Here is a 23,661-nt window from a genome sequence, read left to right as displayed (position 1 = left end):
TCCTGTCACGTGCGGCCGGGCTGTCCCGTCGGAGAGGTGGAAGCAATCAGCCACGGCAAGGAGCGCGTCATGGAAGCTCGCATGAACCTCTTCCAGAACCAGATCACGGCCAAGGTCCTCAAGCACCTCATCACGTCCAACAAGGTGATCATGGACTCGGCTCTCCCCCTCGCGACGCAGGAGCTGGTGAAGATCCGGGCCAGCCAGATCAACGGCTGCGGCTTCTGCACCGACATGCACACCAAGGACGCCGCGCACGCCGGGGAGACCCCGATCCGGCTCAACCTGGTCGCCGCCTGGCGGGAGGCCAAGGTGTTCACCGAGGCCGAGCGGGCCGCGCTGGAGCTGGCCGAGCACGGCACCCGCATCGCCGACGCCGCCGGCGGCGTCCCGGACGAGGTCTGGGCGAACGCCGCCAAGCACTACGACGAGGAGCAGCTCGGGGCGCTCGTGTGCCTGATCGCCCTCATCAACGCCTTCAACCGGGTGAACGTCGTCACCCAGCAGCCCGCGGGCGACTACGTGCCCGGCATGTTCGACTGACGGGGAACCTCACGCCGGGAGGCACGACCTGCGGGTCAGCCCGCGCTGTCCCGCAGGTCGGCGAGGATCGCCGCGACCAGGCGCTCGCGGACGCCGCCGGGGTCGTCCCGGCCCGGGTGCCACGTGCAGGCGAGATTGAGCGCGGCGAGCCGGCCGCTGCCCAGCACCACCCGTACGGCCCGCAGCAGCGCCGGGACGTCGGGCCCGCCGGCCGCCGGGTAGCGCAGGCCGGGCAGGCAGGACGGGTCGAGGACGTCCAGGTCCAGGTTGAGCAGGAGAGGGCCGGGCGGCAGGCTCTCGGACGTCACCTCGTCGAGGCCCGCCCGGGCCACGCCCGACGAGGCCAGGTAGCCGGCCTCGGGCGGGTCGAGGTCGCGGGCGTCGACGAGGAGCACGCGGTCCTCTGGCGGCGGACGCAGGGCCAGGCGGCCGGCCACGTCGCGGGGGCGGTAGCCGAGGAGGAAGCGCAGCGCCATGCCGCCGAGATAGCCCGACGTGGTCGTCTCCGGCGTCTGGAGGTCGCCGTGGGCGTCGATCCAGACGATCGAGGGGTCGAGCCCTGCTCGTTGCAGGCCCGCCGTCATGCCGATCGACACCGTGCAGTCGCCGGAGACCACGACGGGCCTCTCCCCCGCCCGCACGGCCCGCTCGACTGTGGTGGCGACGGCGTCGTAGAGCCGCCCGAGCCGCGACCAGACGTCCGCTCCGGGCAGCTCCACGGCGAACTCGGCGACGGGCACGCCGCCGGGCAGCGGGACGTTGAGATCGGGCTGGTGCTCATCGAGGTGGTACGGCACGTATAAGACCGACACGTCCCCACGGTAACAGCCGGACGATCAGTCCTCGGTGATGCGGCCGAGGCGTTCCAGGGCGTCCGCGTACTCCTCCACGAGCCCGAACACCACGTCCTTCGTCGAGCGCACCTGGTTGGTGAGGCCGATGACCTGCCCGGCGGGGAACGTGGCCAGCTCGGAGGCGTCCGACCGGCCGATCCGGCGCAGCGCGTCCGAGACCAGCATGAACTGCAGCGGCATCGGCAGCGTGCCCGGCGACTCCTGCGACTCCCACGCCTCGGTCCACTCGTTCCTGAGCAGGCGGGCCGGCTTGCCGGTCCAGCTCCGCGAGCGCACGGTGTCGCGCGAGGTGGCCTCCAGGATGCGGCGCTTCGCCATCTCGGGGGTGTCGGCCTCCTCGACGGTGAGCCACAGGGAGCCGGTCCAGACGCCTTCCGCGCCCAGGGCCAGCCCGGCCGCCATCTGCCGGCCGTTCCCGATGCCGCCCGCCGCGAGGACGGGGACGTCCACGGCGTCCACCACCTGCGGGATGAGGACCATGGTCGAGATCTCGCCGGTGTGGCCGCCGGCCTCGGTGCCCTGGGCGACGACGACGTCCACGCCGACCTCGACCTGCTTGAGCGCGTGGCGCGGGGTCGAGGCGAGGGCGGCGACCTTGACGCCGTGCCGGTGGGCCAGGTCCACGACGTCGGCCGGTGGCGGGCCGAGGGCGTTGGCCAGCAGGGCGATGGGATGGCGGAGCGCGACCTCGACCTGGGGACGGGCGGTGGCGTCGGTCCAGCCGAGCAGGACCCTGCCGGGGTCGGCGTCGGACGACAGCGCCGGGACGCCGTGCTTGCCCAGCAGGTTCTCGACGAACGCGCGGTGCCCTTCGGGGATCATCGCCTGCAGGCGGCCGACCAGTTCCTCGGGGGCGAAGTCGGCGCCCTCGTAGGAGGCGGGCATGACCACGTCCACCCCGTACGGTTTGCCGTCGACGTGGTCGTCGATCCATTTGAGCTCCATTTCGAGCTCTTCCGGGGTGAAATAGAGCGCGCCGAGCACTCCCATGCCGCCCGCGCGGCTGACCGCGGCGACCACGTCCCGGCAGTGGCTGAACGCGAAGATCGGGAGCTCGATTCCGAACATGTCCGTGACACGTGTCCGCATGGCCCGACGATAAGCCGCGGCGCAGCCGAACTGCAACGCGTTCTACTCTAGAACCTTTGGTCGGTCGGCTCCCACGCGTGGAACGCGTCCTAGCGCGGCAGCCGGCGCCAGAGCGGCCTCGGAAGCAGGCGCAGAAGGCCGAACGCCGGGCCGAGCGCCCGCGGCACCCACACCGACGACGCGCCCTCGCGCAGCGCGCGCACGGCGGCCAGGGCCACCTGGCGGGGCGTCGAGGACAGGGGCGCGGGCGGCAGCCCCTTGGTCATCCGGCCGACGACGAAGCCGGGACGGACGATCAGCACGCGCGCGCCCGACCCGTGCAGCGCGTCGCCGAGCCCCTGCGCGAACCCGTCGAGCCCGGCCTTGGCCGAGCCGTAGACGAAGTTGGCCTTGCGCACCCGCGCGCCGGCCACCGACGAGAGCACCACGAGAGTGCCGTGTCCCTGCTCACGCAGGACCCTGGCGGCGTGCAGGTCCACCGAGACGTGGCCGCCGTAGTTGACCGCGACCGCCTCGGCGGCGGCGGCCGGGTCGGCGTCGTAGTCGTCCTGGCTGCCGAGCACGCCGAACGCGGAGATCACCACGTCGAGGTCGCCCACCAGCTCCACGGCCCGGTCGAGGACGGCGGCGTGCGAGCCCACGTCCAGCGCGTCGAACGGCAGGACGTGCACCTCGGCGGCGAGGTCGGCCGGCGGCGCGAGCTCGCCCCGGACGGCCAGCACGACCCTGGTCGCGCCCAGCCCGACCAGCAGCCTGACCATCTCCAGGCCGATCTCGCTCCGGCCGCCCAGCAGCAGCACACTGTCCACGGCCCCGAGCGCGTTCCTCACGAGGCCCTCCGGCCCGAAGCGACGGTCCCGGGGCGCGAAGCGGCGGCCCTCCCGAGTGCGGCGCTGGCCGTCGAGGGCGAAGCGGCGGTCACAGTCGTAGTCTCCTGGACAGATCCGAGCGGAACAGGCCCTCCGGGTCGGCCTCGTCCCTGATGCTCCGCCATCGTTCCAGTTCGGGGTACATCGCCGCCATCATGTCGGCGCGCAGGCGGGCGTCCTTGGCCAGGTACACCCGTCCCCCGGCCTGCGCGACGCGCTCGTCGAAGCCGCGCAGGAGCCCGCTCAGGCCGCGCTGACCGGCCGGGATGTCCAGGGCCAGGGTCCAGCCGGGCACGGGGAAGGACAGCAGACCGCCCGAACCGGGACCGAACCGCTTGAGCACGGTCAGGAACGACACCGTCCCGTGCGCCGACAACGCCCCGACGATGCCGCGCAGCGTCTCCTCCGCGCCGAACGGCACGACGAACTGGTACTGGACGAAGCCGCGCGAGCCGTACATGCGGTTCCAGCCCTCGACGAAGTCGAGCGGGTGGAAGAACGGCGCGATGCCCTGCGTGACGGTCGCGCTCCGCGGCGCCCTGCGGTACCAGAGCTCGTTGAACGCCCGCACGCTGAGCCCGTTGAGCAGGCCGTCCGGCGCCCACGGCGGCGCGTGCAGCCGCGCGCGCGGCGCGAAGGCCAGGGCGTCCTCGCCGCCGGGCGCGAAGCCCGGCGGCGGCTTCTCCGTGTCGCGCGGCGCGTGGTCGCCCCTGGTCAGCACGCTGCGGCCCATCCGGCGTCCCCGGGCGAGCAGGTCGATCCAGGCGACCGTGTAGCGGTAGCGGTCGTCGGTGCGGGCCATGACGTCGAGGGTCTCGTCCAGGTCGGCGGTGCGCCGGACGTCCACCCGCATCAGGGACGTCTCCACGGGCACGCAGCCGAACGTCGCCTCGGCCACCACCCCGGTCAGCCCCATGCCGCCGACGGTCGCCCGGAAGAGCGGTTCGCCGGGACGCAGCACCCTGGCGGCGCCGTCGGCGGTCACCAGGGTGAGCGAGCGGACGTGCGCGCCGAAGGAGGAGTCGCGGTGGTGGTTCTTGCCGTGCACGTCGGCCGCGACGGCCCCGCCGACCGTGACGTGCCTGGTCCCGGGGCTCACGTGCACGAACCAGCCCCGGGGCACGAGCGCCGTCATCACCTCGTGCAGGCTGACCCCGCCCGCCGCGGTCACGACGCCGGTGCGCTCGTCGAAGCTCCACGTGTCCAGGCCGGTGCAGTCCAGGACGAGGCCGCCGGCGTTCTGGGCGGCGTCGCCGTACGAGCGGCCGAGCCCGCGGGCGACGACCCCGCGGCCCGGCGCGGCCAGGACCAGGTCGCGCAGCTCGGCCAGGGAGCGGGGACGCCGCAGCTCGGCGGGGCTGGGCGAGGTGCGTCCCCAGCCGGTGAGGAACGTGCTCATGCGTAGATCCCCAGCCCCACCAGGACGACCAGCGCGGCGGCGAAGACGAGGGTGTGCCGGTCGCGGATCACCAGCTCCTCGGGCTCCTCCCCGGCGCCCCGCTCGACGAGCAGGTTGTGCCGGAGCACCAGGAGCAGGAACGGGACGATGCTGAGCCCGTAGAACAGGTTCTCGTGCGCGTTCAGCGCCCACAGACAGTACGTGACGATCATCGCCCCGGACGCCATGATCCGCACCTGCGTCAGGTAGGCGGCCGGGTACGCGGCGAGCGTGGCCCGCGTCCCCGACACGCCCCGCGACCGCAGCTCGGCCTCGCGCTTGCCGGCCACGAGCTGGAGCGCGGCCAGCGAGACGACCACGAGGAACCAGCCGGTCACCGGCACGCCGACGGCGACGGCCCCGGCGAAGGCCCTGATCACGTGGCATCCGGCGACCGCGATGAGGTCCACGACCTCCTGGTGCTTGAGCCACGTCGTGTAGGCCAGGGTCAGGGCGACGTACCCGGCGACGACCGCGGGCGACTGCCAGCCGCCGGTGAGCGCGGCGACCGCGGGCCCGAGGACCAGCAGGACGACCCCCGCCACCCGGGCCGTGCGCACCGACACCGCGCCGGAGGCGACGGGACGGCGGCGCTTGCGCGGGTGCAGCCGGTCGGCCTCGACGTCGGAGGCGTCGTTCAGCAGGTAGGAGCCGCTGGCGGCCAGGCAGAAGGCGGCCAGGACGAGCAGCGCCGACAGCAGCCGGCCCGGCTGCCCGAGCACCCCGGCCGCCATGGGGGCGGCCAGGACGAGCAGGTTCTTCAGCCACTGGCGCGGCCGGGCGGCCCTGGCCAGGGCCAGCGCGGGCGCGGCCGACCAGGGCCGGGCGACCACGCCCTGGCTCATGCGGACCGGCGGCCGCGCAGGGCGAGCAGGAGGCCGCCCAGGAGGAGGACGATCCCGACCACGCCGAGCACGATCGGCAGCGTGGTCCTGATCAGGTTGATCTGGCTCTTGCCGTCGGCGGCGCTGTCGACCAGGCCCTTGACCGTGTCGTCGGTCATCTTGGCGGTGGCCACGAACGCCTTGGAGCGCTCGATGCCGTCCTGGCTCTTGAGCACCTCGTTGCGGACCTGCTCCTGCTTGACGGGCGCGCCGGTGGTGGGCTCGATCCAGTAGGTGACGGTGCCGGAGTAGAACCGGTTCAGTTGCACGTCGCCCGTGGTGCCCATGCCGAACCAGGCGGCGGGCGCGTTCAGGGTCTGCGTCCTGGTCTCGGGGACGGTCTGCTCGAACTTGTACGTGGCCAGCCCGTCGACCTGCTCCTCGCCGACGAACTTGGCGTCGAACGCCTTGCCCGCGCTGGCGTTGAACACCAGGTAGGTCTTCTTCTCCACGTCGAACGGGAACTTGTAGATCTGCCCCTGGAGCTGCACGGGGGCCTTGTCGATGCTGACGCCGCAGCAGTTGAGCCCGACGCCGGTGCGCTTGTCGAAGGCGCTGCGCCGCTCGCTGAAGTTGATGCCGGGCTTGCTGTTGGTGACGTCGTTGACGGCGGTGAACTCGTCCCAGACGACGCGGTCGTCGCTGGCCTCCTTCACGTCACCGCGGGTGGTCACGATGATGTCGAGGTCGGCGGTCAGCACCTTGCCGTCGGGGATGCTGAAGTACTGGGCGCCCGTCGCGTGCAGCTTGCTGATGCTGTACTGGTCGCCCTTGGCGGCCATGAAGGCGGGCGCGACCTGGAGACGGACCAGGGGAGCCAGAACGATGAGGAATGCCCCGACGGCGATGAGGACGCTGCCAACGACGACCCGGTTCATGGACCCTCCATGTGTGCAGGTGCACGGACGCCCGTTTGGGTGGTTAAGTACTGAAACGAACTACCTACTCGCCGGTATGTTATTGCGATGAGTGACCGACGTCACCAGGGATGCGGAAACGTGACCGAAACAGGTTCTACTTCGAGCGGGGTTCCGGTGGTCTCAGGACACCAGACCTCGCTCGACGGCGTGCGCGCCGTGGCCGCCTTCGCCGTCCTGCTCTTCCACGTGTCCATGGAGGCGGGGACGGCCCTGGACCCGGGGTTCCTGGGCGGCGTGCTGTCCAGGGGCGAGATCGGCGTGCCGATCTTCTTCACGCTCTCCGGCCTGCTGCTGTACCGGCCGTGGGCGGCGCAGGTGCTGCTCGGCGACCGGGCCCCGGACACCCGCCGCTACCTGTGGAAACGCTTCTTCCGGATCATGCCGGCGTACTGGCTGGTGGTCGCCGTGGCGCTGCTGCTGTGGGGCGAGGCGCACCGGGCCGACCCCTGGACGTGGGCGCAGATGTTGTTCCTCGTGCACACCTACGACATCACCCCCTGGTGGTACGGCCTCGGCCCCAAGGGGCTGGGCCAGATGTGGAGCCTCGCGGTCGAGCTGACCTTCTACCTCACGCTCCCGCTGATGGCGGCCGTGCTGCGCAGGTTCGCCCTGCGCGGCGACCCAGACCTGCGGACCAGGGGCCGGCGGCTGCTCGTCGGCCTGGCCGCCTTCGGCGCGCTGTCGTACGTGTACACGGTCTTCGAGTACTTCCCCGACTACCGGCCCTGGATGAACATCTGGCTGCCGCGCTCCTGGACGTTCTTCGTGCCCGGCATGGCGCTGGCCGTGCTGACCGTCTGGGCCAGGGCCGAGGACGGCCGCGCACGGCGGCTGAGCGCCGCGCTGGCCTCCTCCTGGGGCACGCTGTGGGTCATCGCGGGCCTGGCGTACCTCATCGCCTCGACGCCGGTCACCGGGCCGCGCGCGGTCGGCCTGGGCAGCATCTGGACCGCGTTCTACGAGCAGGGCCTGTACACGCTCGTCGCCTTCTGCCTGGTCGCCCCGGCCGCGCTGGAGCCCGGACGGTCCACGCGGGTGCGCGAGCTGCTCGGCGGACGGGTGATGAGCTACCTGGGCCAGATCTCCTACGGCGTCTTCCTGTGGCAGTTCGTCATCCTCTACCTCTGGTACGACTTCACCGGACAGAAGCCGTGGACCGGCAACCTCCTGGTCAACCTGGTCGCCGTCACCGCCATCACCGTCACCATGGCCGGGCTCACCCACCGCTACGTCGAGGAACCCGCCAGGCGGCTCGTCCGCCTGGTGCCTCAGCGCGCCGCCGGACCCGGCTCGCCGAAGGCCACCGCCCTGAGGCAGAACGCCTGACCCTGCGCCCCGGCCGCGGTGATCCGCATGCCCTTGCCCGGCCCGTCGTGCGGCACGTAGAACAGCGCGCCCATGGCGCCGGTCGCGGGCAGCGTGGCCGCCCGCTGGGCCTCGCCGACCTCCACCACGACCTGCACGGGCTGCGGGCTGACGTACGACATGGCCACCACCACGCCGGCCCCGCCGAAGGACTCGACGGGGAACTCCTTGCCCGCCGGGTAACACCTGCGCCCCTTGACCGCGTCGAAGAACGGCGCCACCCGTCCCACCAGGACGAGCTTGCCCGTGTCGTCCAGCACGTACGGCTCCGACGACGGCCGCGGGTCGCGCATGCGCTCCCGGGTCTCGGCGTCGACCAGCGGCGCCAGCACGTACGAGGTCATCCGGCGCTCCCCGTTCCACGGCAGGACGATCTCCGGCGGCACGGGACGGGCGTAGATGTCGGCGTCCCCGGCCGCCGCGGCCAGCGAGGTCCTGGCGTTCTCCAGGTACGTCCTGACCCGGTCGCCGGTGAGCGTGTCGCCGAAGGTGTTGATCGAGACCAGCGACACGACGAGGAACACGGCGGTCAGCCCGGCGCCGACGGCCGGCATGCTCGACGGCGCCGGCCTGCGGACGACGTCGGGCTCATCCTCCACCGGCATGACGGCCAGCGCCAGGCAGAGCGCGAAGAGCACGGCGGCGTCGGCGACGTACCGGGTCTCGGCGCCGACCAGGTCCCAGGCGGTGGCCCGCGCGATCACGGTGGGCACCGCGTCGGCGACCACCACGTAGGCCGCCAGGATCGCCCACGCCCGCCAGGCCCGCCTGCGGTACACGCAGGTCACCACGACCAGCGCCGCGAGCACCGCCCACGCCACGACCACGGTGACCGGGGCCGGGTCGGCCAGCCCGCCGGTCGAGGTGACACCGCCCCAGCGCAGCGGACCGCCGACGGCCCCGGTGGGGAAGGTCTCGCCCAGCAGCCTGCGCAGCAGCCCGGGGACCACCTCGGCCTTCGGGCCGGTCAGCGCGTCGGCCCCGGCGGTGTCGCGGCGCAGCCAGTAGAGCAGGGCGTACCCGGCCAGCAGCAGGCCGTGCGCCCACCAGACGGGCCTGCGCAGCTCGGCGAGCAGGGCGCGGGCCCACAGGCCCCGGCCGAGGTAGGCGCTGCTCACCCCGAGCACCACGAACGGGATGAACACCCCCTTGGTGGAGAAGGCCATCCCGACGGCGGTCCAGGCCAGGGCCCGCCAGCGGCCCTTGCCCTCGCGGACGTACCGGACGTGCGCGGCCAGCGCCGCGACCAGCGCGAGCTGCAACGGCACGGCGTTGAGCGCGGCCGACCACCAGCTCATGGCGGGCGCGGTGAGCGGCGCGAAGGCGTAGACGGTCAGCGCGGCGAGCACGGCCGCCCGGTCGCCGAACAGCCGCCGCAGCAGCACCAGGAACATGACCGAGGCGGCCCCCTGGATCGCGACGGTCACGAACGACACCAGCGCCCAGCTGTACGGCGCCACCGACGTGAGCAGCCACACCAGGCCGAGCGCGCCCGGCATGAGGTGCCCCTTGTGCACCCTCATCAGGTACTCCCAGGTCGGCCCGCTGTCGCCGGCCCCGGCCACGAAGAGGAAGTCGTCCTCGACGAAGTAGGCCTTGCTGAGCAGGCTCGCCCGGAACACCAGCGAGACCACGATGATCAGCAGGCCCACGCCGATGACCGGCCCGGTGCGCACCGCCGGGATCGTGATCTGGAAGGGCTCTGCTCGCTTGAGGTCTTCAGTCATGGACGTATCCCTCCACTGCAGTAAGCTCCGCGCCGTGGACACCGAACCGTTCCGAGCGGATCTCGGCAGATCCGTCCGTTTGCTGCGCGCCTTCCGCCTGGAGCAGAGCGACCCCGACTTCTTCTACGGCACCCTGGCCAGGGACACGGTGGCCCAGCTCGCGACCTACACCGACCTGGCCGGCGCGACCGTGGCCGACATCGGCGGCGGCCCCGGCTACTTCGCCGACGCCCTGCGCGCGGTCGGCGCGCGTCCCCTGTGCGTCGACTGCGACGCCGGTGAGATGCGCCTGCGCGACGGCGTGCCACCCCGCGACGCCGTGCTCGGCAGCGCGCTCGACCTGCCGCTCGCCGACGGCTCGGTGGACGTGTGCTTCTCCTCCAACGTGCTGGAGCACGTCCCCGACCCGCTGCGGATGGCCTCCGAGATGGTCCGGGTGACCCGGCCGGGCGGCGTGGTGTACCTGTCGTACACGATCTGGTTCTCGCCCTGGGGCGGCCACGAGACGTCCCCCTGGCACTACCTCGGCGGCCACTATGCCGCCCGCCGCTACGCCCGCACCCACGGCAGGCCCCCCAAGAACGTCTACGGCGAGAGCATGTACGCCATCGGCGTGGCCAAGCCCCTGGCCTGGGCGCGCGGGCGGCGCGACGTGGAGATCCTCGACGCGGTCCCCCGGTACCACCCACGCTGGGCCAGGCACGTCGTCCACCTACCTGGCATCCGCGAGCTGGTCACCTGGAACCTGCTCCTCGTCCTGCGCCGCAGGTGAGCGCCGCCGCGACAACCACAGGGCGGCCACCACGCAGCCCACGCCGAGCAGGCCGCCGCCGATCGGCGCCACCGTGCCGAGCAGCAGGATCCAGCGCCGGTAGGCCGCCGCCGTCGCCAGGGACGCGGCGACGTCCGACTCCGAGGTGCGGAGGTCGGCGTCGAGGGCGGTCAGCCGGCCCCGGCCGTCCGCGGTGACCAGCGTCTCGGTCACCTCCTCCTGCGTCCTGACGGGCAGGCCGCTGACCGGTTCGACCCAGTACGTGCGCCGGATCTCGGCGTAGCGGCCGAGGCCGACGTCGCCCTTGCCGGGCAGGCCGAGCAGGTGGCGCGGCAGCGGCGGCGTCTCCCCGGGCACGAGCCGGCGCGGCGTGCGCTGGACGTAGCGGTACGTCTCGACGCCGCGCACCCGCTCGACCCCGTCGAAGGCGGCCGTGACCGGGCGGCGCAGGCGCAGGTCGAACAGCGGGTAGTCGCGGCGTTCGGCGTTGAAGGGCCAGCGGAAGGCCTGCCCGGTCTGCCGGACGGAGACGTCCTCGTCCAGGTACTCGCCGCAGCAGTTCACGATCTCGCCGGTACGCCGGTCGAAGGCCAGGCGGCGCTCGTGGTAGTCCAGGCGGCGGCCGTCGCGGGTGGCCAGGGAGACCGACTCGCCCCACACCGCCCGGTCGTCGTCGCCGGCCAGCACGTCGCCGATCAGCCACCGGGTCTGGACCAGGTCGCCGGTCGTCTGCCGCATGGTCGCCGGGTCCACGTACGTGGCCGACGCGGCGGTCGCCCTGGTCATGCTCTGCTGTTCGAGGGGGGCCTTGAGCACCTGATCGTAGACGTACAGGCGGGTCAGGGGGATGAGCGTCAGCAGGAAGGCGCCCACGCCGGCCAGCACCGGCGCGAGGCTCCTGCGGCTCAGGGGGGTCACGGCCGGGGCACCGCCTGTCCTGGCGTCACGTCGCCCAGGCACAGGCCGGACGGCACGTCGTGCACGACAATCCGGTCGGCCCCCGGAGCGGCGAGCACGAAGACCCTGCCGAAGCCCGCGCGCAGCTTCACGTCGGTGGCGCGGTCGCCCATCCACAGGGTGACCGTCGTGTCGGAGCGGGCCGCGTACCCCAGCCTGACCAGGGTGCCCTCGACGCGGGTGACGCGGTTGTCCAGCGGCACCTGGACGGTCCCGCCGGTGACCGGCCAGCACCGGTCGCGCGTGGTGGGCACGAGCGGGATGCCCTGCACGTCCACCGGCCGCAGGCGGCCCTGATCGTCGAAGACGAGGCCGTCGAGCGCGGCGGGCGGCGCCTGCATCCTGGCCCTGAGCGCGGGCGTGGCCATCGCGCCCAGCACCCGCGAGGTCAGGCTGTAGGTCCGGTACGAGTTCGGCAGCACCTCGGTCGGCACCAGCCGGTCGTAGATCACGCTGTCGGGGGCCGCCCTGGCCAGCTCGGCGCGGGCGGTCTCGATGTAGTCGTGCCGCCGTTCGGCGCCCATGTACCCGGCGAAGAGCGTCACCGTGACCAGCGACGCGCCCGCGAACAGGCCGAGCATCGCGCCGGCCGCGCCCGTCACCCGCTCCCGCGCCGGCAGCGCCCTGCGGTACGGCTCCTCCTCGCCGCGCAGCGGCAGCAGCACCAGGCCCACGACCAGCGCGAGCAGCGGGACGGCGTCGGCGACGTACCGGGTGTCGGTGCCGACGAACGAGCCCAGCAGGTGGACGCGTCCCCACAACACCGGCAGCGCGTCGGCGACGAGCAGGTAGCCCAGCAGCGTGGCCCAGGCCAGGAGGGCCCGCCTGCGGTACCGGCTGGTGATCATCACCAGCGCGGCGAGGACGGCGAGGGAGGCGATCACCAGCGGCAGCGGCGGCGAGGCCACTCCCCAGTCGCCGCCCGCGAACCACCGCCACGGCCCGCCGAGCACGGTGGTGGCGAACGTCCTGCCCAGCAGCTCCCACAGGAAGCCGAGGGCCTGGTCGAAGATCGGCAGCGCCCCGGTGTTCGGCGCCGCCGACGACCGCTGGACGTAGAGCGCGCCGAAGGCCACCAGCACGGTGAGGTACATGCCCCAGGCGGCCAGGTGGCGGCGCAGCGCGGCGCGCAGCCCGCCGTGGTAGATCGCGGTGAGGGCGAACAGCAGCAGCGGCAGCGCGAACCCCTTGACGAAGCCCAGCAGCCCGACCAGCACCCACAGCGCCGCGGCCACGGCGTGCCGCAGCCTGCCCGTGCGCAGGTGATGCCAGTGCGAGGCGACCGCCATGGGCAGCGCGACCTGGAGGAAGACGGTGTTGAGCCCGGCCGCCCACCAGGCGAGCGCGGGCACGGTGACCGGCGCGAGGAGGAAGACCAGCAGCGGCACGAGCGTCGCCGGCCGCCTGCCGAAGACCACCCGCAGCATGCGCAGCACGCCGAGGGCGGCCACGGCGTGCAGCGCCAGCACCGTGCCGGCCGCCCACCCCCAGTCGAAGGGGTGCAGCCGGGAGACCAGCCAGGCCAGCAGGAAGCCGCCCGGCATGAACTGGCCGAAATGGATCCGGGTCAGGTAGTCGAACGACAGGTCGCTCTCCATCGCCCTGGCCACGAACTCGTAGTCGTCCTCCTTGAAGTACGCCTCCTGGACGACGGCCGCCTTGCCCGCCATCGCCACGGCGATGAGCACGAGCCCGGCCAGCAGGACGCCGTGGCGGCGGATCCGGCGGGCGGCCCGCGCCACCGGGCCGGGAACCGTGATCACGGTCCCCGGACGCGGCTTGATCGTGTCGGTCACGGAACACTCGTCATGGTCGGGCCGCCTGCGGCGACGGTGATCGGTACGGTCGTCTGCCTCACCGGCGCCCGCCTGGCCGCCACCTCGACGATGAGCTGCCCGAGCAGCGGCAGGCAGAGCAGTTGCGTCCACAGGCCGCCCGCGCCGAACGCCGTGGCGACCGTGACGGCCAGGTAGAGCGCGATCCCGCCGGGCGGCCCGAGCAGCAGGGTCCAGCACCGCCGCCCGCGCAGGTGCTCGGCCTCGCGCAGCGGACGCGACCAGGCGCCCAGCACGAACGCCACCCCGGCCACGCCCGCGCCCGCCGGCCCGCCGACCCAGTAGCCGAGCGCCACGGCGAAGACCGCGACGTGCCGGACGCGCGGCCGGGCGGCCAGGACGGGCGCAAGATGGCGTCCCGGCCTGCCCCTTCCCACCAGGGCCAGCCCGGCGACGAGCAGCGCCAGCGCCCCGCCCGCCGCGAGCCCCGCCCGGTACGGCTCGTCCGGCTCGTACGTGAGCGTCACCGTCCCGGCGGTGAACGCGGGCAGGAACCACGCCTGCCGCCAGCCGTCCAGCCGGACCGGCTTGAGCGCCGCGGCCCCCAGCGTGGCCTTCCAGCCGGCGTTGAAGTTCTCGTTGACCACCAGGTAGGAGTCGTCCTGGACGCTGACCTGGACGACCCGCTCACCGGCCGCCCACTTGCCGACCGGCGTCGGCCGCATGACGGTGGGCCCGGCGGCCGGGCTGCCCGGCTCGTGCCGCACGACGGCCGACTCGACCCGGTACGACTCGCCCGGCCGCACCGACAGCCTGGTCGGACCGGCCACGAGCTGCAGCCGCTCGCAGGTCTCGAAGGTCACCGGCCGGCCGGTGACCACGTCGTGCAGGGTGCCGCCGGTGATGGCGGTGTGCACCTCGTTGCCGTCGATGGTGAGCGTCGGCCCGAAGCCGCAGGGCAGCGTGAGCTTGAAACCGGTCAGCGCGCCGAGCGGCCGTACGCCGGGGAAGGCCACGTCGCTGATCTCGATGGGCCGTCCGCCCGACGCCCCGAACTCCAGCGCGACCTTCTTGGCCCGCATCTCCGGGAAGCGGATGAGACCGTCCGTGCCGACCCAGCTCTGCCGCACGCCGCCCTCCGCGCGGATCGTCACCCGGACGGGAGGGGCGCCGAGGTAGGAGTCGGGCGTGATGACGCGGAGCTGCGACAACTTCGTCTCGCGGGCCAGCTCGACGGTCAGCGTGGGCCTGGGGTCGAGCGGGTCGGCGAACCAGGCCGTCTTCGGGTCGCCGTCGAAGGCCCAGCGCCCGCCCGCCGCGCCGCCGTCCACCGAGGTGGAGGAGGCGCGCACGCTCAGGGGGTCGCCGGGCAGCGTGCTGAGGCGTTCGACGGTGGCGCGGTCGGTGACCGTGGTGCGGCCCGAGACGCCGTACGCGCCGTCCTTGCCGGTGACGAAGGTGCGGTCGAAGCCGTTGCCGTCGTCGCCCAGCACCTCGTGGCCCTTGGCGCAGCTCCAGGCGGCCGAGCCCCTGACGCAGCCGGGCACGTCGCCGGTCCTGGCCAGCGCGATCGTGGCCGGCTCGCCGGTGTCCTCGCGCGGGTCGGGCACGACGATCGACCGTCCGGGCTGGACGCCGGGGATGGTCAGCTCGGTGATGCCGACCCGGCCGCCCAGGCGGTTGGCCGGTTGGTAGGCGGTGGCGACGACCTTGACGCGCAGCCGCTCGACCGGGCCCTTCGGCACGGCCAGCTCCTGCGGGTCGGCGGTCGCGCGCACCTTCTGGCGCAGCGAGCCGGCGCCGGTCTCCACGACGACCTCGCTGGGCGGCGGGCCGATCGGCGAGTTCTCGAACGCCACCTGGATCGTGGGGATCGTCAACGGGTCGGCGAAGGTCACCTCCAGCCACTCGCCCACCGTGCCGTTCCAGCCGGTGGAGCGCCAGCTCGTGCGCCGGTCGCCGTCCAGGGCGGCGAAGGGCTGGTGGGCGGGCTCGCGGCTGTTGGGGGCGGCCCCGACGTCGGCCTCGGAGCTGGAGGCGGTGACGCCCGCGACGCCGGTGAGGCCCGCCGTGGACACGTACCGCGCCCAGCCGGGGTCGAGCAGGTCGTTGGAGGGCGAGCTGCCGCGCAGGGGCTCGTCGGCCGTGAGCGTGGCGCTGGCGTTGCGGCGCAGGTCGGCGAAGGCCACCTCCCGGCGGCGCAGCGTGTCGGTCAGGATCGTGTCGTGCGCGGGCACCTTGACCACGCCCGCGTCGTCGTTGAGCAGGACGGGCCGGTCGTCGCCCAGGAGACCCTGCTCGGCCAGGGAGAGCACGGACTCCGGCGCGCCGCCCACGCGCAGCGGGCGGGTGGCGTCCACGGTGCCGACCAGCGGCGCGGCCCCGGCCACGCGGTAGATCTCGACGGCGGGGTAGGGCTGGTCCAGCCAGGCGGCGGCTCTGCCGTACTGGCCGATGCCGACGCCCGGTCCCATCTGGGCCACGAGCGAGACGCCGGGCGAGTCCTCCAGCGCCTGGTGCACCCGGACCGGCCAAGCCGTGCCGATCGTCGCCCGGTCCAGGTCGTTCCTGACGACCAGGTACGAGACCCCCATCCGGCGCAGCGTGACGGCCAGCCCCGGCGAGCCCTGGCCGGTGGCCAGACGGTCGTCCACGGCGGCCATGAGCCGCGAGATGCCGGCCGAGCCCCACGGCACGATCGTGTGCGTGGACCAGCGGGCCTGCGAGAGCGCCTGCAGCGGCTCGTCCAGGGGGCGGCCCCAGAGGTACTCCCCGCGTTTGGCGCCCGGCACGGCCAGCACCATGCCGTCGCCGGCGTTGCGGTTGAGCCAGGTGATGGCCTGCCGCCAGTAGTCGGGGATGGCGGTGAAGCCGCCGGCGGGGGCGAGGCCGGCGTACAGGACGGGCAGGCCCGACAGGGCCACGAGCCCGGCGGCCAGCGCGGTCAGGGGCGTGCGCAGGCGCGGACGCGCCAGGGAGAGCAGCCCCGCGAAGCCGAGCGCGACGGGCAGCCGGATCAGCGCGTCGAACTTGTGCAGGTTGCGGAAGGCGGCCAGCGGGCCGTCGAGCAGCCCGACCATGAACTGCTCGTGCGGCGTGCCCGGATGGCCGGTCGTGATGATGGCGATCCCGCACAGCAGGCTGATCAGCAGGAAGGGCCGCTCGGGCAGCCGGCGCAGGGTGAGCCCGGCCAGGCCGAGCGCGGCCACGGCGGCGGTGACCACGATCAGCCACGGGACCGTGGACTGCTGGTGGGCGTCGGGCAGCCAGGTCTGGCCGTCCACGGTCAGGAAACTGAGCCAGCTCGACGTGCCGCGCAGGGCGTTGACCAGGGACGTCACGCCGGTCGTCGCGGTGGCGGTCTCGATGTAGGGCAGGAACGAGAAGATGTAGCCGCCGAGCGTGAGCAGCGGCACGGCCCACCACATCGAGGCCAGCGCGACCAGCGGCAGCCACCAGGCGATCAGGCGGCGTTTGACCGGCCCGCCGCGCCTGGTCAGCAGGTACACCATCGGCACCACGAGCACGGCCGCCTCGGCCACCGCGTTCACGCCGCCGCAGAACAGGAAGGCGAACGCCGACAGCGCGGCCGACCGGCGCGGCGTCAGCTCGCCCTTGGCCCCCTTGACCAGCGGGAGAAGGATCCACGGCAACACGGCGCTGGGCAGGAACTCCGAGGAGTTGATGCCGATCAGCGCCTGGGCGTGCGGCGCGAGCGCGTACACGAATCCGGCCAGGACGCGGGTGTGCGGACCGCCGACGCCGAGCGCGCGGGCGAGCTGGACGACGCCGAGGAAGGCGGCGCACAACACGAGCGACATCCACAACCGCTGGACGGTCCACGACTCCATGCCCAGCTTGAGGAAGATCGCGTAGAACGGGCCCATCGGGAACAGGTAGCCGTACGCCTGGTTCTGCAGGTGGCCGAAGTAGGCGCCGTCCCACAGGTGCAGCGCCCGGCCGAGGAAGCCCAGCGGGTTGACCGCCATGTCGAGCTTCGTCTCGGGGATGATCTTCTCGGTCGAGGTGTTGAACGCGATGGCGCTGAGCAGGAGGCAGGCGGCGAGCAGCCGCAACCTGTGCCTGATCCGGGCCTCGTAGCTTTCGACGGCGCTCTCGACGATGGAGTCCCCGCGTTCCCCCGGGGGTCCAGGCGAGGCTTGGGTCACTGAGGGGCTCCGCCGCAATCTTGGAGTTTCGCCAGGACAAGTCCGGTCATGCTAGCCCCAGTTCGGGCCCACGTAAATTCCCTGGCCCAGGCGCGGCAGGCCGCGGCCACCTCCGCCCGCCGCCGCGGGTCGGCCAGCTCCTCCAGCGCGCGGCCGGTCACCTCGGCCAGGCTCTCCCCGTCCCGTACGAGCCACCCGGTGACGCCGTCCCGCACGGAGTCGCGCAGCCCGGCCACGTCGTAGGCCACGGTGGGCACGCCGAGCGCGGCGGCCTCGATCACGGTCAGGCCCCAGCCTTCGAACTCCGAGGCCGTCACGTTGAGCCTCGCCGCGGCCAGCAGGGCGTTCTTGCGCGGTTCCGGCAGGAAGCCGTGCAGCTCGACGCGTCCGTCCAGGCCCTGGTCGGCGACCCGGGCGGCCAGGGCGTCGCGTTCGGGGCCGCGGCCGACGACGTGCACCCGCAGGCCCGGCCAGGCGTCGCCGAGCTCGGCGGCCAGGTCCACGACGCGCTCGATGCGCTTGTGGCCGATCAGGCGGCCGGCGTACACGAGGGCGGGGTCGCCGGCCGCGTCCGGCGGCTCGGTCCGCGCGGGCTGGGCGCAGCCGTTGGGCACGACGGTGACCGGCGCGAGCCAGCGCAGCTTGTCGGCCAGGTCGCGCCTCGACGACTCCGAGACGGTGATCGTCAGGCAGCGCCGGTAGACCAGCCGGGCCACCTCGCCCTCCACGAAGCAGCCGATCCGGGCCAGCCAGGCGGGCAGGAAGGCGTGGAACTGCCGGTCGTGGACGTGGTGCACGAGGCTGATCACGGGCGTGCGGCGGCGGACGACGAGCGGGGAGAAGAAGGGAATGCCGTTCATGGTGTCGATGACGACGTCCACGCGCCGCCGGTGGACCAGCAGCCAGAGCGGGACCAGCAGGTAGACCAGGTACGGGTTGCCCATCCTGCGCAGCTCGACCCCGTCGAGCACCTCGGCGCGGCGCTGCCCGCGCTGGCGGCCGGTCACGAACACGACCGAGGCTCCCTGGGTCAGCAGGAACCGGCTGACCTGCCAGGCGTACTCCTCGGCGCCGCCGGCCGTGGACTGCCGGGGCTCGCGGAAGTTGAGCATCGCCACGCGGACGCCCGCGAGTGGCCGCTCGTCCGCCGTCCTGTCGCTCGTACGCGGCTCGGCCAGCCGTGCCGGGTCCGCTTTGCGCTCACCGGTAAAGACCACCGTCACTCCTCGTCGGCCGGCATGCGGGCATGGCGGAGCCACACTCCGTGCTCGCTGTGCATGGCCCCGCGTCAAGCGGGATGGATCACCTGGTGCCGTAGTTGTAGAGCGGCTGGTTGGGTGGGGTGAGCGAGGGTGAGGCCACGTTGACCACCGCGACCGAGGCTCCGACCGCCAGCAGGGCTCCTATTGCCAGGGCCACGAGAAGTCGCAACACGAAGCACTCCCTTCCTTCCGGTGACGCGGTGTGCCGAGACTAGAACGTGTTTCGTCTTGAATCCATAACATTGGTCAAACCGTGATAAAGCAAGTTACCCTCCGGTACATCATGAAACAGCCGGTCAATGCCGCAGCAAGCGCAGCTCTTCGCCGTCGAAGACCGTTCTCCACCCGGGCGGCGCGGACGGGAACCCGTTCTCGCCCGCGGCCATGAGGAGGTATCTGGCGGGCAGCTCGCCGTAGGCGTGGGCGGCCAGCAGGTCACCGGCACGGCGGTTCAGCGGGTCCTCGCCGCGCACCCGCAGCCGGCCGCCGCCGGGCAGCCCGACGAGCAGCGTGTCGTCCCAGAGCACCCGGCGCCTGAACAGCTTGGTCGCGGGGTCGAGCACCACCCGCCCGCCGTTCCAGGCGAAGGCCCGGTGGGCGCCCCAGGGCAGCGACACCAGGGCTCCCGGCGCCGGGTCGCCGTCCACGATCCGCCGGACCGCCGTCCATTCCGCCGGGTACGTCACCGCCTCCAGCCGGCCGAACGCCCCCAGCGCGAACGTCGGCAGCGCCAGCACCGGGGCCAGCACCCCGACCAGCGCGAGCGCGCCCGACCGCAGGACCGAGGCCAGGCCGACCGCCGTCAGCAGGGCCAGCGGAGCCAGGTAGACCTGGCCGTCGCGCAGCGGCCCGAATCCGGGCCACAGGGCGATGAGCCACTTGAGCGCCTCCCGCCCGGCCTGGAACGCGCCCAGCCCCGCGACGCAGAACCCGGCCGCCGCCGCCACCGCCAGTCCGCCCCACCACGCGGGCCGTACGGGGGCCGAGCGGAGGCGGGCGTAGCCGTACAGACCGGCGAGGACCAGGAGGAGGCGGGCAGTCGCCGTCCACCACGACTCCTGGCCCGGCAGCCCGGCCTCGGCGTTCCAGATGCCGCCGAGCGAGAGCAGGCTGCCCAGCACGCCGAAGGGCCCGTCGGCGCGGGCCGCGAACGCGTCCACCCCCGCCGGGTCCGTCACCGCGCCCGAGCCGAGCGCGGGCACCGCCCACGGCAGGCTGAACGCCACCAGCACCCCGGCGGCGACCGGCACCCTGCGCCGGGCGACGGCGATCGGCATCAGGGTCAGCCAGGAGACCAGCATCGCCTGGAACCCGCCGACCGCGGCGGGCAGCAACGCCGCCGCCAGCCGCCCGCATCGCACGAATCCCGCCCGCGACCGAGAGGCCGGGGGGAGGGCCTCGCGCGCGCCGTCGCCGGGGTCGTCCCGCGTGAGCGCGCGGATCGCCCACGGCAGTCCGGCCACGCCCAGGAGCAGGGCCCACTGGCCGAGCATGAGCCGCTGGGCGAGGTAGATGTTCCAGGCGTAGAACGCGGCGGCCACGAACCGGGCGAGCCTGCGCTCCCCCGGCACCAGCGCCGCCGCCCCGCTCGCGGCCAGCACGAAGACGGCGACCAGGGCCGCCTTCTGCACGATCTCCACGGGCAGCGCCCTGGACAGCAGCGCCACGACCAGGTCGCTGGGCACCGCCCGGGGGAACCCGCCGCGGTCGGGCCAGAGCGGCGGGTCGGGCACGAAGAGCAGGTCGTACCGGAGCACGAGCCCCCATGCCAGCGCCGGTCCGAGCGCCAGCACCGCCAGCCCGAGCCCCAGCGCCGCGGGCCCCCAGCGGCCCGCACGGCCTTCGCGCACCGTGACACCGCCTCTCCCTCGCGCCGGGACGGGCAGTCCGGGCACAAGGGAGAGTAGCCGCCGAAACCTCACATGTGTTACTTGCCCGGCTCGGGGTCCCGGGGCAGGCCGAGCATGCGCTCGCCGATGATGTTGAGCTGCACCTCGGTGGTGCCGCCGTAGATGGTCATGGCCCTGGTCGCGAGCACCGCCCGGTTCCAGTAGCCGGCGTCGCCGAGCTTCATGTCGGCGGCCACCACGGCCTTGGCGCCGAGCAGGCTCACGGCCGTCTCGGAGACGTGCTGGGCGTGCGAGGTGGACAGCAGCTTCCGTACGGAGGCGTCGGCGCCCGGCTCGGTCCCGGCGAGCTGCTTGAGCGTGACCCGCAGCGACAGCGCGTTGATCGAGTGCCCCTCGCACACGACCCCCGCCACCTCCTGCTCCTCGGCCGGCGTGAGCTCGCGGCCCAGCCGCCCGATCAGCCCGAGCAGGTCGGGCACGGACGCGCCGGTGCCGCCCGACCCGGACGAGAGCGACACGCGCTCGTTGGACAACGTGTTGCGGGCGACCTTCCAGCCGTCGCCGACCTCGCCCACGACCAGGTCGTCCGGGACGAAGACGTCGTCGAGGAAGACCTCGTTGAACAGGTTCTCGCCGGTCATCTCGGTGAGCGGCCTGACCGTGACGCCGGGGGCCTTCATGTCCACCAGGAAGTACGTGATGCCCTCGTGCTTGGTGCCCTCGGAGGAGTTGCGGGCGATGCAGATGCCCCATTCGGCCACGTGGGCGACCGACGTCCAGATCTTCTGGCCGTTGAGCCGCCAGCCGCCCTCGACCTTCTCCGCCTTCATCTGCAGCGAGGCCAGGTCGGACCCGGCGCCCGGCTCGGAGAAGAGCTGGCACCAGATCATCTCGCCGGCGAGCGTCTTGGGCAGGAAACGTTCCTGCTGCTCAGGCGTGCCGTACACGGCGATGGACGGCACCACCCAGGCGCCGATGATCATCGCGGGCAGCCTGACCTTGGCGGCCTTGAGCTCCTGGGCAATGAGCACCTGCTCCAGCGGCTTGGCCGCGCGGCCCCACGGCCTGGGCAGGTGAGGCATGACGAAGCCTCGCCCGGCCAGCGCCCGCTTCTGCTCCTGGCCCTCAAGCCGGGCGATCTCCGCGATCTCGGCGCGGATGCCCTCCCGCAGCTCCTCGGCGCCCTCGGGCAGGTCGATCTCCATCTCGCGGCCGACGCCCTGAAGGGCGAGCGCGGTCACAGAGGCGGCCCACTCGGCCGACGAGCCGAGCAGCGCGCGCAGCGTGAGGGCGCGCCGGTAGTACAGGTGCACGTCGTGCTCGTAGGTGTAGCCGATGCCGCCGAACGTCTGGATCGCGTCCTTGGCGCACTGGACGGCCGCGTCGGGGGCCATCACACCGGCGACGGCGGCGGCGTACTCAAGCTCGCGGCCCTCGGCCCTGGTGGCGTCCCAGACGGTGGCGCGGGCCTGCTCAAGGGCGACGAGCATGCGGGAGATCTTGTGCTTGATGCCCTGGAACTGGCCGATCGGGCGGCCGAACTGCTCGCGTACCTTGGCGTAGGCGGCGGCGGCCGTGACACACCAGGAGGCCAGCCCGGCGGCCTCCGCGCCGAGCAGGATCGCGGCCAGGTTGAGCACGTCGGGGCTCTCCACGCCGTCGAGCACCCGCTCGGCGGGCACGCTCACCTCCGACAGCTCCACCTTGGCCACCGGACGGGTCAGGTCGAGCGACTCGACCGGCGTGACGGTGACGGCGGCGGCGTCGACGGCGATCCACTCCTCGCCCTCGGACGTGGTCACCGGCAGCACCAGCACGTCGGCCAGCGAGCCGGCGAGCACCGGGTCGGCCGTGCCGGAGACGACCAGCGAGCCGTCGTCGGCGCGGGCCCCGGTGAGCGAGCCGGACAGCGCGACGGCGCCCGTCAGCGTGCCGTCGGCGAGGGCTTCGAGCAGGTCGTGCCGCTTGCTGGCGTGGATGACCGCACTCGCCAGCACGGTCGGCACGTACGGGCCGGGGGCCAGCTTCTCGGCCAGCGCCTCGACGGCGACGGCCGCCTCCAGCAGCCCGTAGCCCGAGCCGCCGGACTCCTCGGGCAGGTGCAGGCCGAGCAGCCCCTGCTCGGCCAGGCCCGGCCAGAACGGCGGACGCCCGTCCGACCCGGATCGCAGCAGCTCCGAGGGGATGTTCCGGTCGGCCCAGCCGCTCACCGAGTCACGGAGCGCCTCGTGCTCCTCGCTCAATCCGATCGCCATTGCTCATCCTCCAGCCAGGTCAAAGTCCACGCCTGATGCCCAGAACCATATTCTAGAGCATGCTTCTGGCCTAGAGGGGCTTCACCTGCTGGACGAGTGTGTTCAAATCAGGCCATCGCGCCTTGTTCTTCTCGGGGATCGAGGCCATCAGCATCGCCGGCTTCGTCTTGCCGACCTCGACGATCGTCACCATGGCCTGGGCGGTCTCGGTCTTGCCGCCCGAGACGTACGTGACCTTGTAGCCCAGCGACCAGCCCTTGCCGACCGGCACCTTCCTGGACCCGGTCCAGGAGGTCAGCGTGGCGCCCGCCGGGTACTGCGTACGCAGGGTCCAGCGGGCCGCGCGGGTGGCCATCTCGCGGTAGTCGGCGTCCTTGGAGGGCTTCTTCTCGGGGGCGTCGCCGGGGAACATGGCCGAGGCGATCACGGTGTGCGGCACCGCGACCTTGCCGATGCGCTGGGCGACGGTGAACGGCGCGAACGACTTGGCGTCCCAGGGCGCGGCCAGGCGCGGGTAGCTGATGCCGGACGTCCGGTCGGAGATGATCCCGCTGACCACGGACGCCTTTCCCGGCAACGTGGCGAACGCCTTGCTCTCGGGCACCGCCGGGAGGACGACCGGCGTCTCGCTGGGCGTCGGCGAGGCGGTCGGGGTGGCGGTCGCAGCCGGTACGGGGGCGACGGAGACCGGCGTCCCGGTGGAGTCGACGCGCGTGGGCACGTCGCCGGAGAACACGACGAAGACCAGCAGCACCGCCACGACGGTGACGAGGATCGCGCCCGCCAGGTACACCACGCGGATGGGGATGTCCCCGATGCCGCGCTTGTGCGGCTTGGTGACGACCGGCGTCACAGGTCCGCCCGGGCCCGGCTCGGGCGATCCGGGCGCTCCCGGCGGCCACACCTGCACAGGCTGATGCACCGCCGCCCTC

18 protein-coding genes are annotated in these 23,661 nt (G+C 73.2%); 3 read left to right on the top strand and 15 right to left on the bottom strand.

The window, feature by feature from the left end; all coding sequences use genetic code 11:
* The first annotated feature begins 69 nt into the window (after window positions 1-69).
* A complete protein-coding gene (locus AB0J97_RS09525; RefSeq protein WP_357702933.1) occupies window positions 70-543 on the top strand; it encodes a carboxymuconolactone decarboxylase family protein in 474 nt (157 codons plus the stop codon).
* Window positions 544-578: 35 nt separating this feature from the next.
* On the opposite strand, the gene AB0J97_RS09520 is transcribed toward AB0J97_RS09525, so the two are convergent.
* The 6 genes from AB0J97_RS09520 to AB0J97_RS09495 all read right to left on the bottom strand — a co-directional run bounded on the left by AB0J97_RS09520 (window position 579) and on the right by AB0J97_RS09495 (window position 6,555).
* Window positions 579-1,355, bottom strand: a complete 777-nt coding sequence (locus AB0J97_RS09520; protein WP_364086525.1) for an arginase family protein — start codon at window positions 1,353-1,355, stop codon at window positions 579-581.
* Window positions 1,356-1,379: 24 nt separating this feature from the next.
* Window positions 1,380-2,486 carry a nitronate monooxygenase family protein gene (locus AB0J97_RS09515; RefSeq protein WP_357702936.1) on the bottom strand — a complete coding sequence of 369 codons (1,107 nt, stop codon included), beginning with the start codon at window positions 2,484-2,486 and terminating at the stop codon, window positions 1,380-1,382.
* An 89-nt stretch (window positions 2,487-2,575) separates the two neighbouring features.
* Window positions 2,576-3,316: an SDR family NAD(P)-dependent oxidoreductase gene (locus AB0J97_RS09510; RefSeq protein WP_364086522.1), complete on the bottom strand. Its 741-nt coding sequence runs from the start codon at window positions 3,314-3,316 to the stop codon at window positions 2,576-2,578.
* Window positions 3,317-3,404: 88 nt separating this feature from the next.
* Window positions 3,405-4,754 (bottom strand): FAD-binding oxidoreductase, encoded by a 1,350-nt coding sequence (locus AB0J97_RS09505; protein ID WP_364086520.1) that lies wholly within the window; start codon window positions 4,752-4,754, stop codon window positions 3,405-3,407.
* The gene (locus tag AB0J97_RS09500; RefSeq protein ID WP_364086518.1) at window positions 4,751-5,638 is read right to left on the bottom strand and encodes a decaprenyl-phosphate phosphoribosyltransferase; all 888 of its coding nucleotides are present in this window, start codon (window positions 5,636-5,638) and stop codon (window positions 4,751-4,753) included. Before AB0J97_RS09500 ends, AB0J97_RS09505 begins: the two co-directional genes overlap by 4 nt.
* Complete coding sequence (locus tag AB0J97_RS09495; protein ID WP_364086516.1) at window positions 5,635-6,555, bottom strand: DUF3068 domain-containing protein; 921 nt, start codon at window positions 6,553-6,555, stop codon at window positions 5,635-5,637. The genes AB0J97_RS09500 and AB0J97_RS09495 overlap by 4 nt, the downstream gene beginning before the upstream one ends.
* A gap of 120 nt (window positions 6,556-6,675) precedes the next feature.
* Here AB0J97_RS09495 and AB0J97_RS09490 point away from each other — a divergent pair, with 120 nt between their 5' ends.
* On the top strand, window positions 6,676-7,923 hold the full coding sequence (locus tag AB0J97_RS09490; RefSeq protein ID WP_364086514.1) for an acyltransferase: 1,248 nt from the start codon (window positions 6,676-6,678) through the stop codon (window positions 7,921-7,923).
* Here the strand turns inward: AB0J97_RS09490 and AB0J97_RS09485 are convergent.
* Complete coding sequence (locus tag AB0J97_RS09485; RefSeq protein ID WP_364086512.1) at window positions 7,866-9,689, bottom strand: hypothetical protein; 1,824 nt, start codon at window positions 9,687-9,689, stop codon at window positions 7,866-7,868. The genes AB0J97_RS09490 and AB0J97_RS09485 overlap by 58 nt on opposite strands.
* Before the next feature lie 34 nt (window positions 9,690-9,723).
* On the opposite strand from AB0J97_RS09485, the gene AB0J97_RS09480 reads away from it, so the two are divergent.
* Window positions 9,724-10,461 carry a methyltransferase domain-containing protein gene (locus AB0J97_RS09480; protein ID WP_364086508.1) on the top strand — a complete coding sequence of 246 codons (738 nt, stop codon included), beginning with the start codon at window positions 9,724-9,726 and terminating at the stop codon, window positions 10,459-10,461.
* Here AB0J97_RS09480 and AB0J97_RS09475 read toward each other — a convergent pair.
* The 8 genes from AB0J97_RS09475 to AB0J97_RS09440 form a co-directional block, all read right to left on the bottom strand.
* Complete coding sequence (locus AB0J97_RS09475; RefSeq protein WP_364086506.1) at window positions 10,402-11,379, bottom strand: DUF3068 domain-containing protein; 978 nt, start codon at window positions 11,377-11,379, stop codon at window positions 10,402-10,404. The genes AB0J97_RS09480 and AB0J97_RS09475 overlap by 60 nt on opposite strands.
* Window positions 11,376-13,214 (bottom strand): hypothetical protein, encoded by a 1,839-nt coding sequence (locus AB0J97_RS09470; protein WP_364086504.1) that lies wholly within the window; start codon window positions 13,212-13,214, stop codon window positions 11,376-11,378. The genes AB0J97_RS09475 and AB0J97_RS09470 overlap by 4 nt, the downstream gene beginning before the upstream one ends.
* Complete coding sequence (locus AB0J97_RS09465) at window positions 13,211-17,362, bottom strand: alpha-(1->3)-arabinofuranosyltransferase family protein (RefSeq protein WP_364086502.1); 4,152 nt, start codon at window positions 17,360-17,362, stop codon at window positions 13,211-13,213. The genes AB0J97_RS09470 and AB0J97_RS09465 overlap by 4 nt, the downstream gene beginning before the upstream one ends.
* Window positions 17,359-18,540 (bottom strand): glycosyltransferase family 4 protein, encoded by a 1,182-nt coding sequence (locus AB0J97_RS09460; RefSeq protein ID WP_364086671.1) that lies wholly within the window; start codon window positions 18,538-18,540, stop codon window positions 17,359-17,361. The genes AB0J97_RS09465 and AB0J97_RS09460 overlap by 4 nt, the downstream gene beginning before the upstream one ends.
* A gap of 124 nt (window positions 18,541-18,664) precedes the next feature.
* Entirely contained in the window at window positions 18,665-18,796 is a 132-nt protein-coding gene (locus tag AB0J97_RS09455) for a hypothetical protein (RefSeq protein WP_260477562.1), read from the bottom strand.
* A 124-nt stretch (window positions 18,797-18,920) separates the two neighbouring features.
* A complete protein-coding gene (locus AB0J97_RS09450; RefSeq protein ID WP_364086499.1) occupies window positions 18,921-20,474 on the bottom strand; it encodes a hypothetical protein in 1,554 nt (517 codons plus the stop codon).
* Window positions 20,475-20,551: 77 nt separating this feature from the next.
* Window positions 20,552-22,729 (bottom strand): acyl-CoA dehydrogenase, encoded by a 2,178-nt coding sequence (locus tag AB0J97_RS09445; protein ID WP_357702959.1) that lies wholly within the window; start codon window positions 22,727-22,729, stop codon window positions 20,552-20,554.
* A gap of 70 nt (window positions 22,730-22,799) precedes the next feature.
* A complete protein-coding gene (locus tag AB0J97_RS09440) occupies window positions 22,800-23,651 on the bottom strand; it encodes a hypothetical protein (protein WP_364086496.1) in 852 nt (283 codons plus the stop codon).
* Between the last annotated feature and the right edge of the window lie 10 nt (window positions 23,652-23,661).

Origin of the sequence: Nonomuraea sp. NPDC049607 (assembly GCF_040675375.1) — a bacterium.
Lineage (GTDB): Bacteria > Actinomycetota > Actinomycetes > Streptosporangiales > Streptosporangiaceae > Nonomuraea.
The sequence above is the reverse complement of the archived record's forward strand: the minus strand, read 5'-3'. Positions and strand labels throughout refer to the sequence as shown.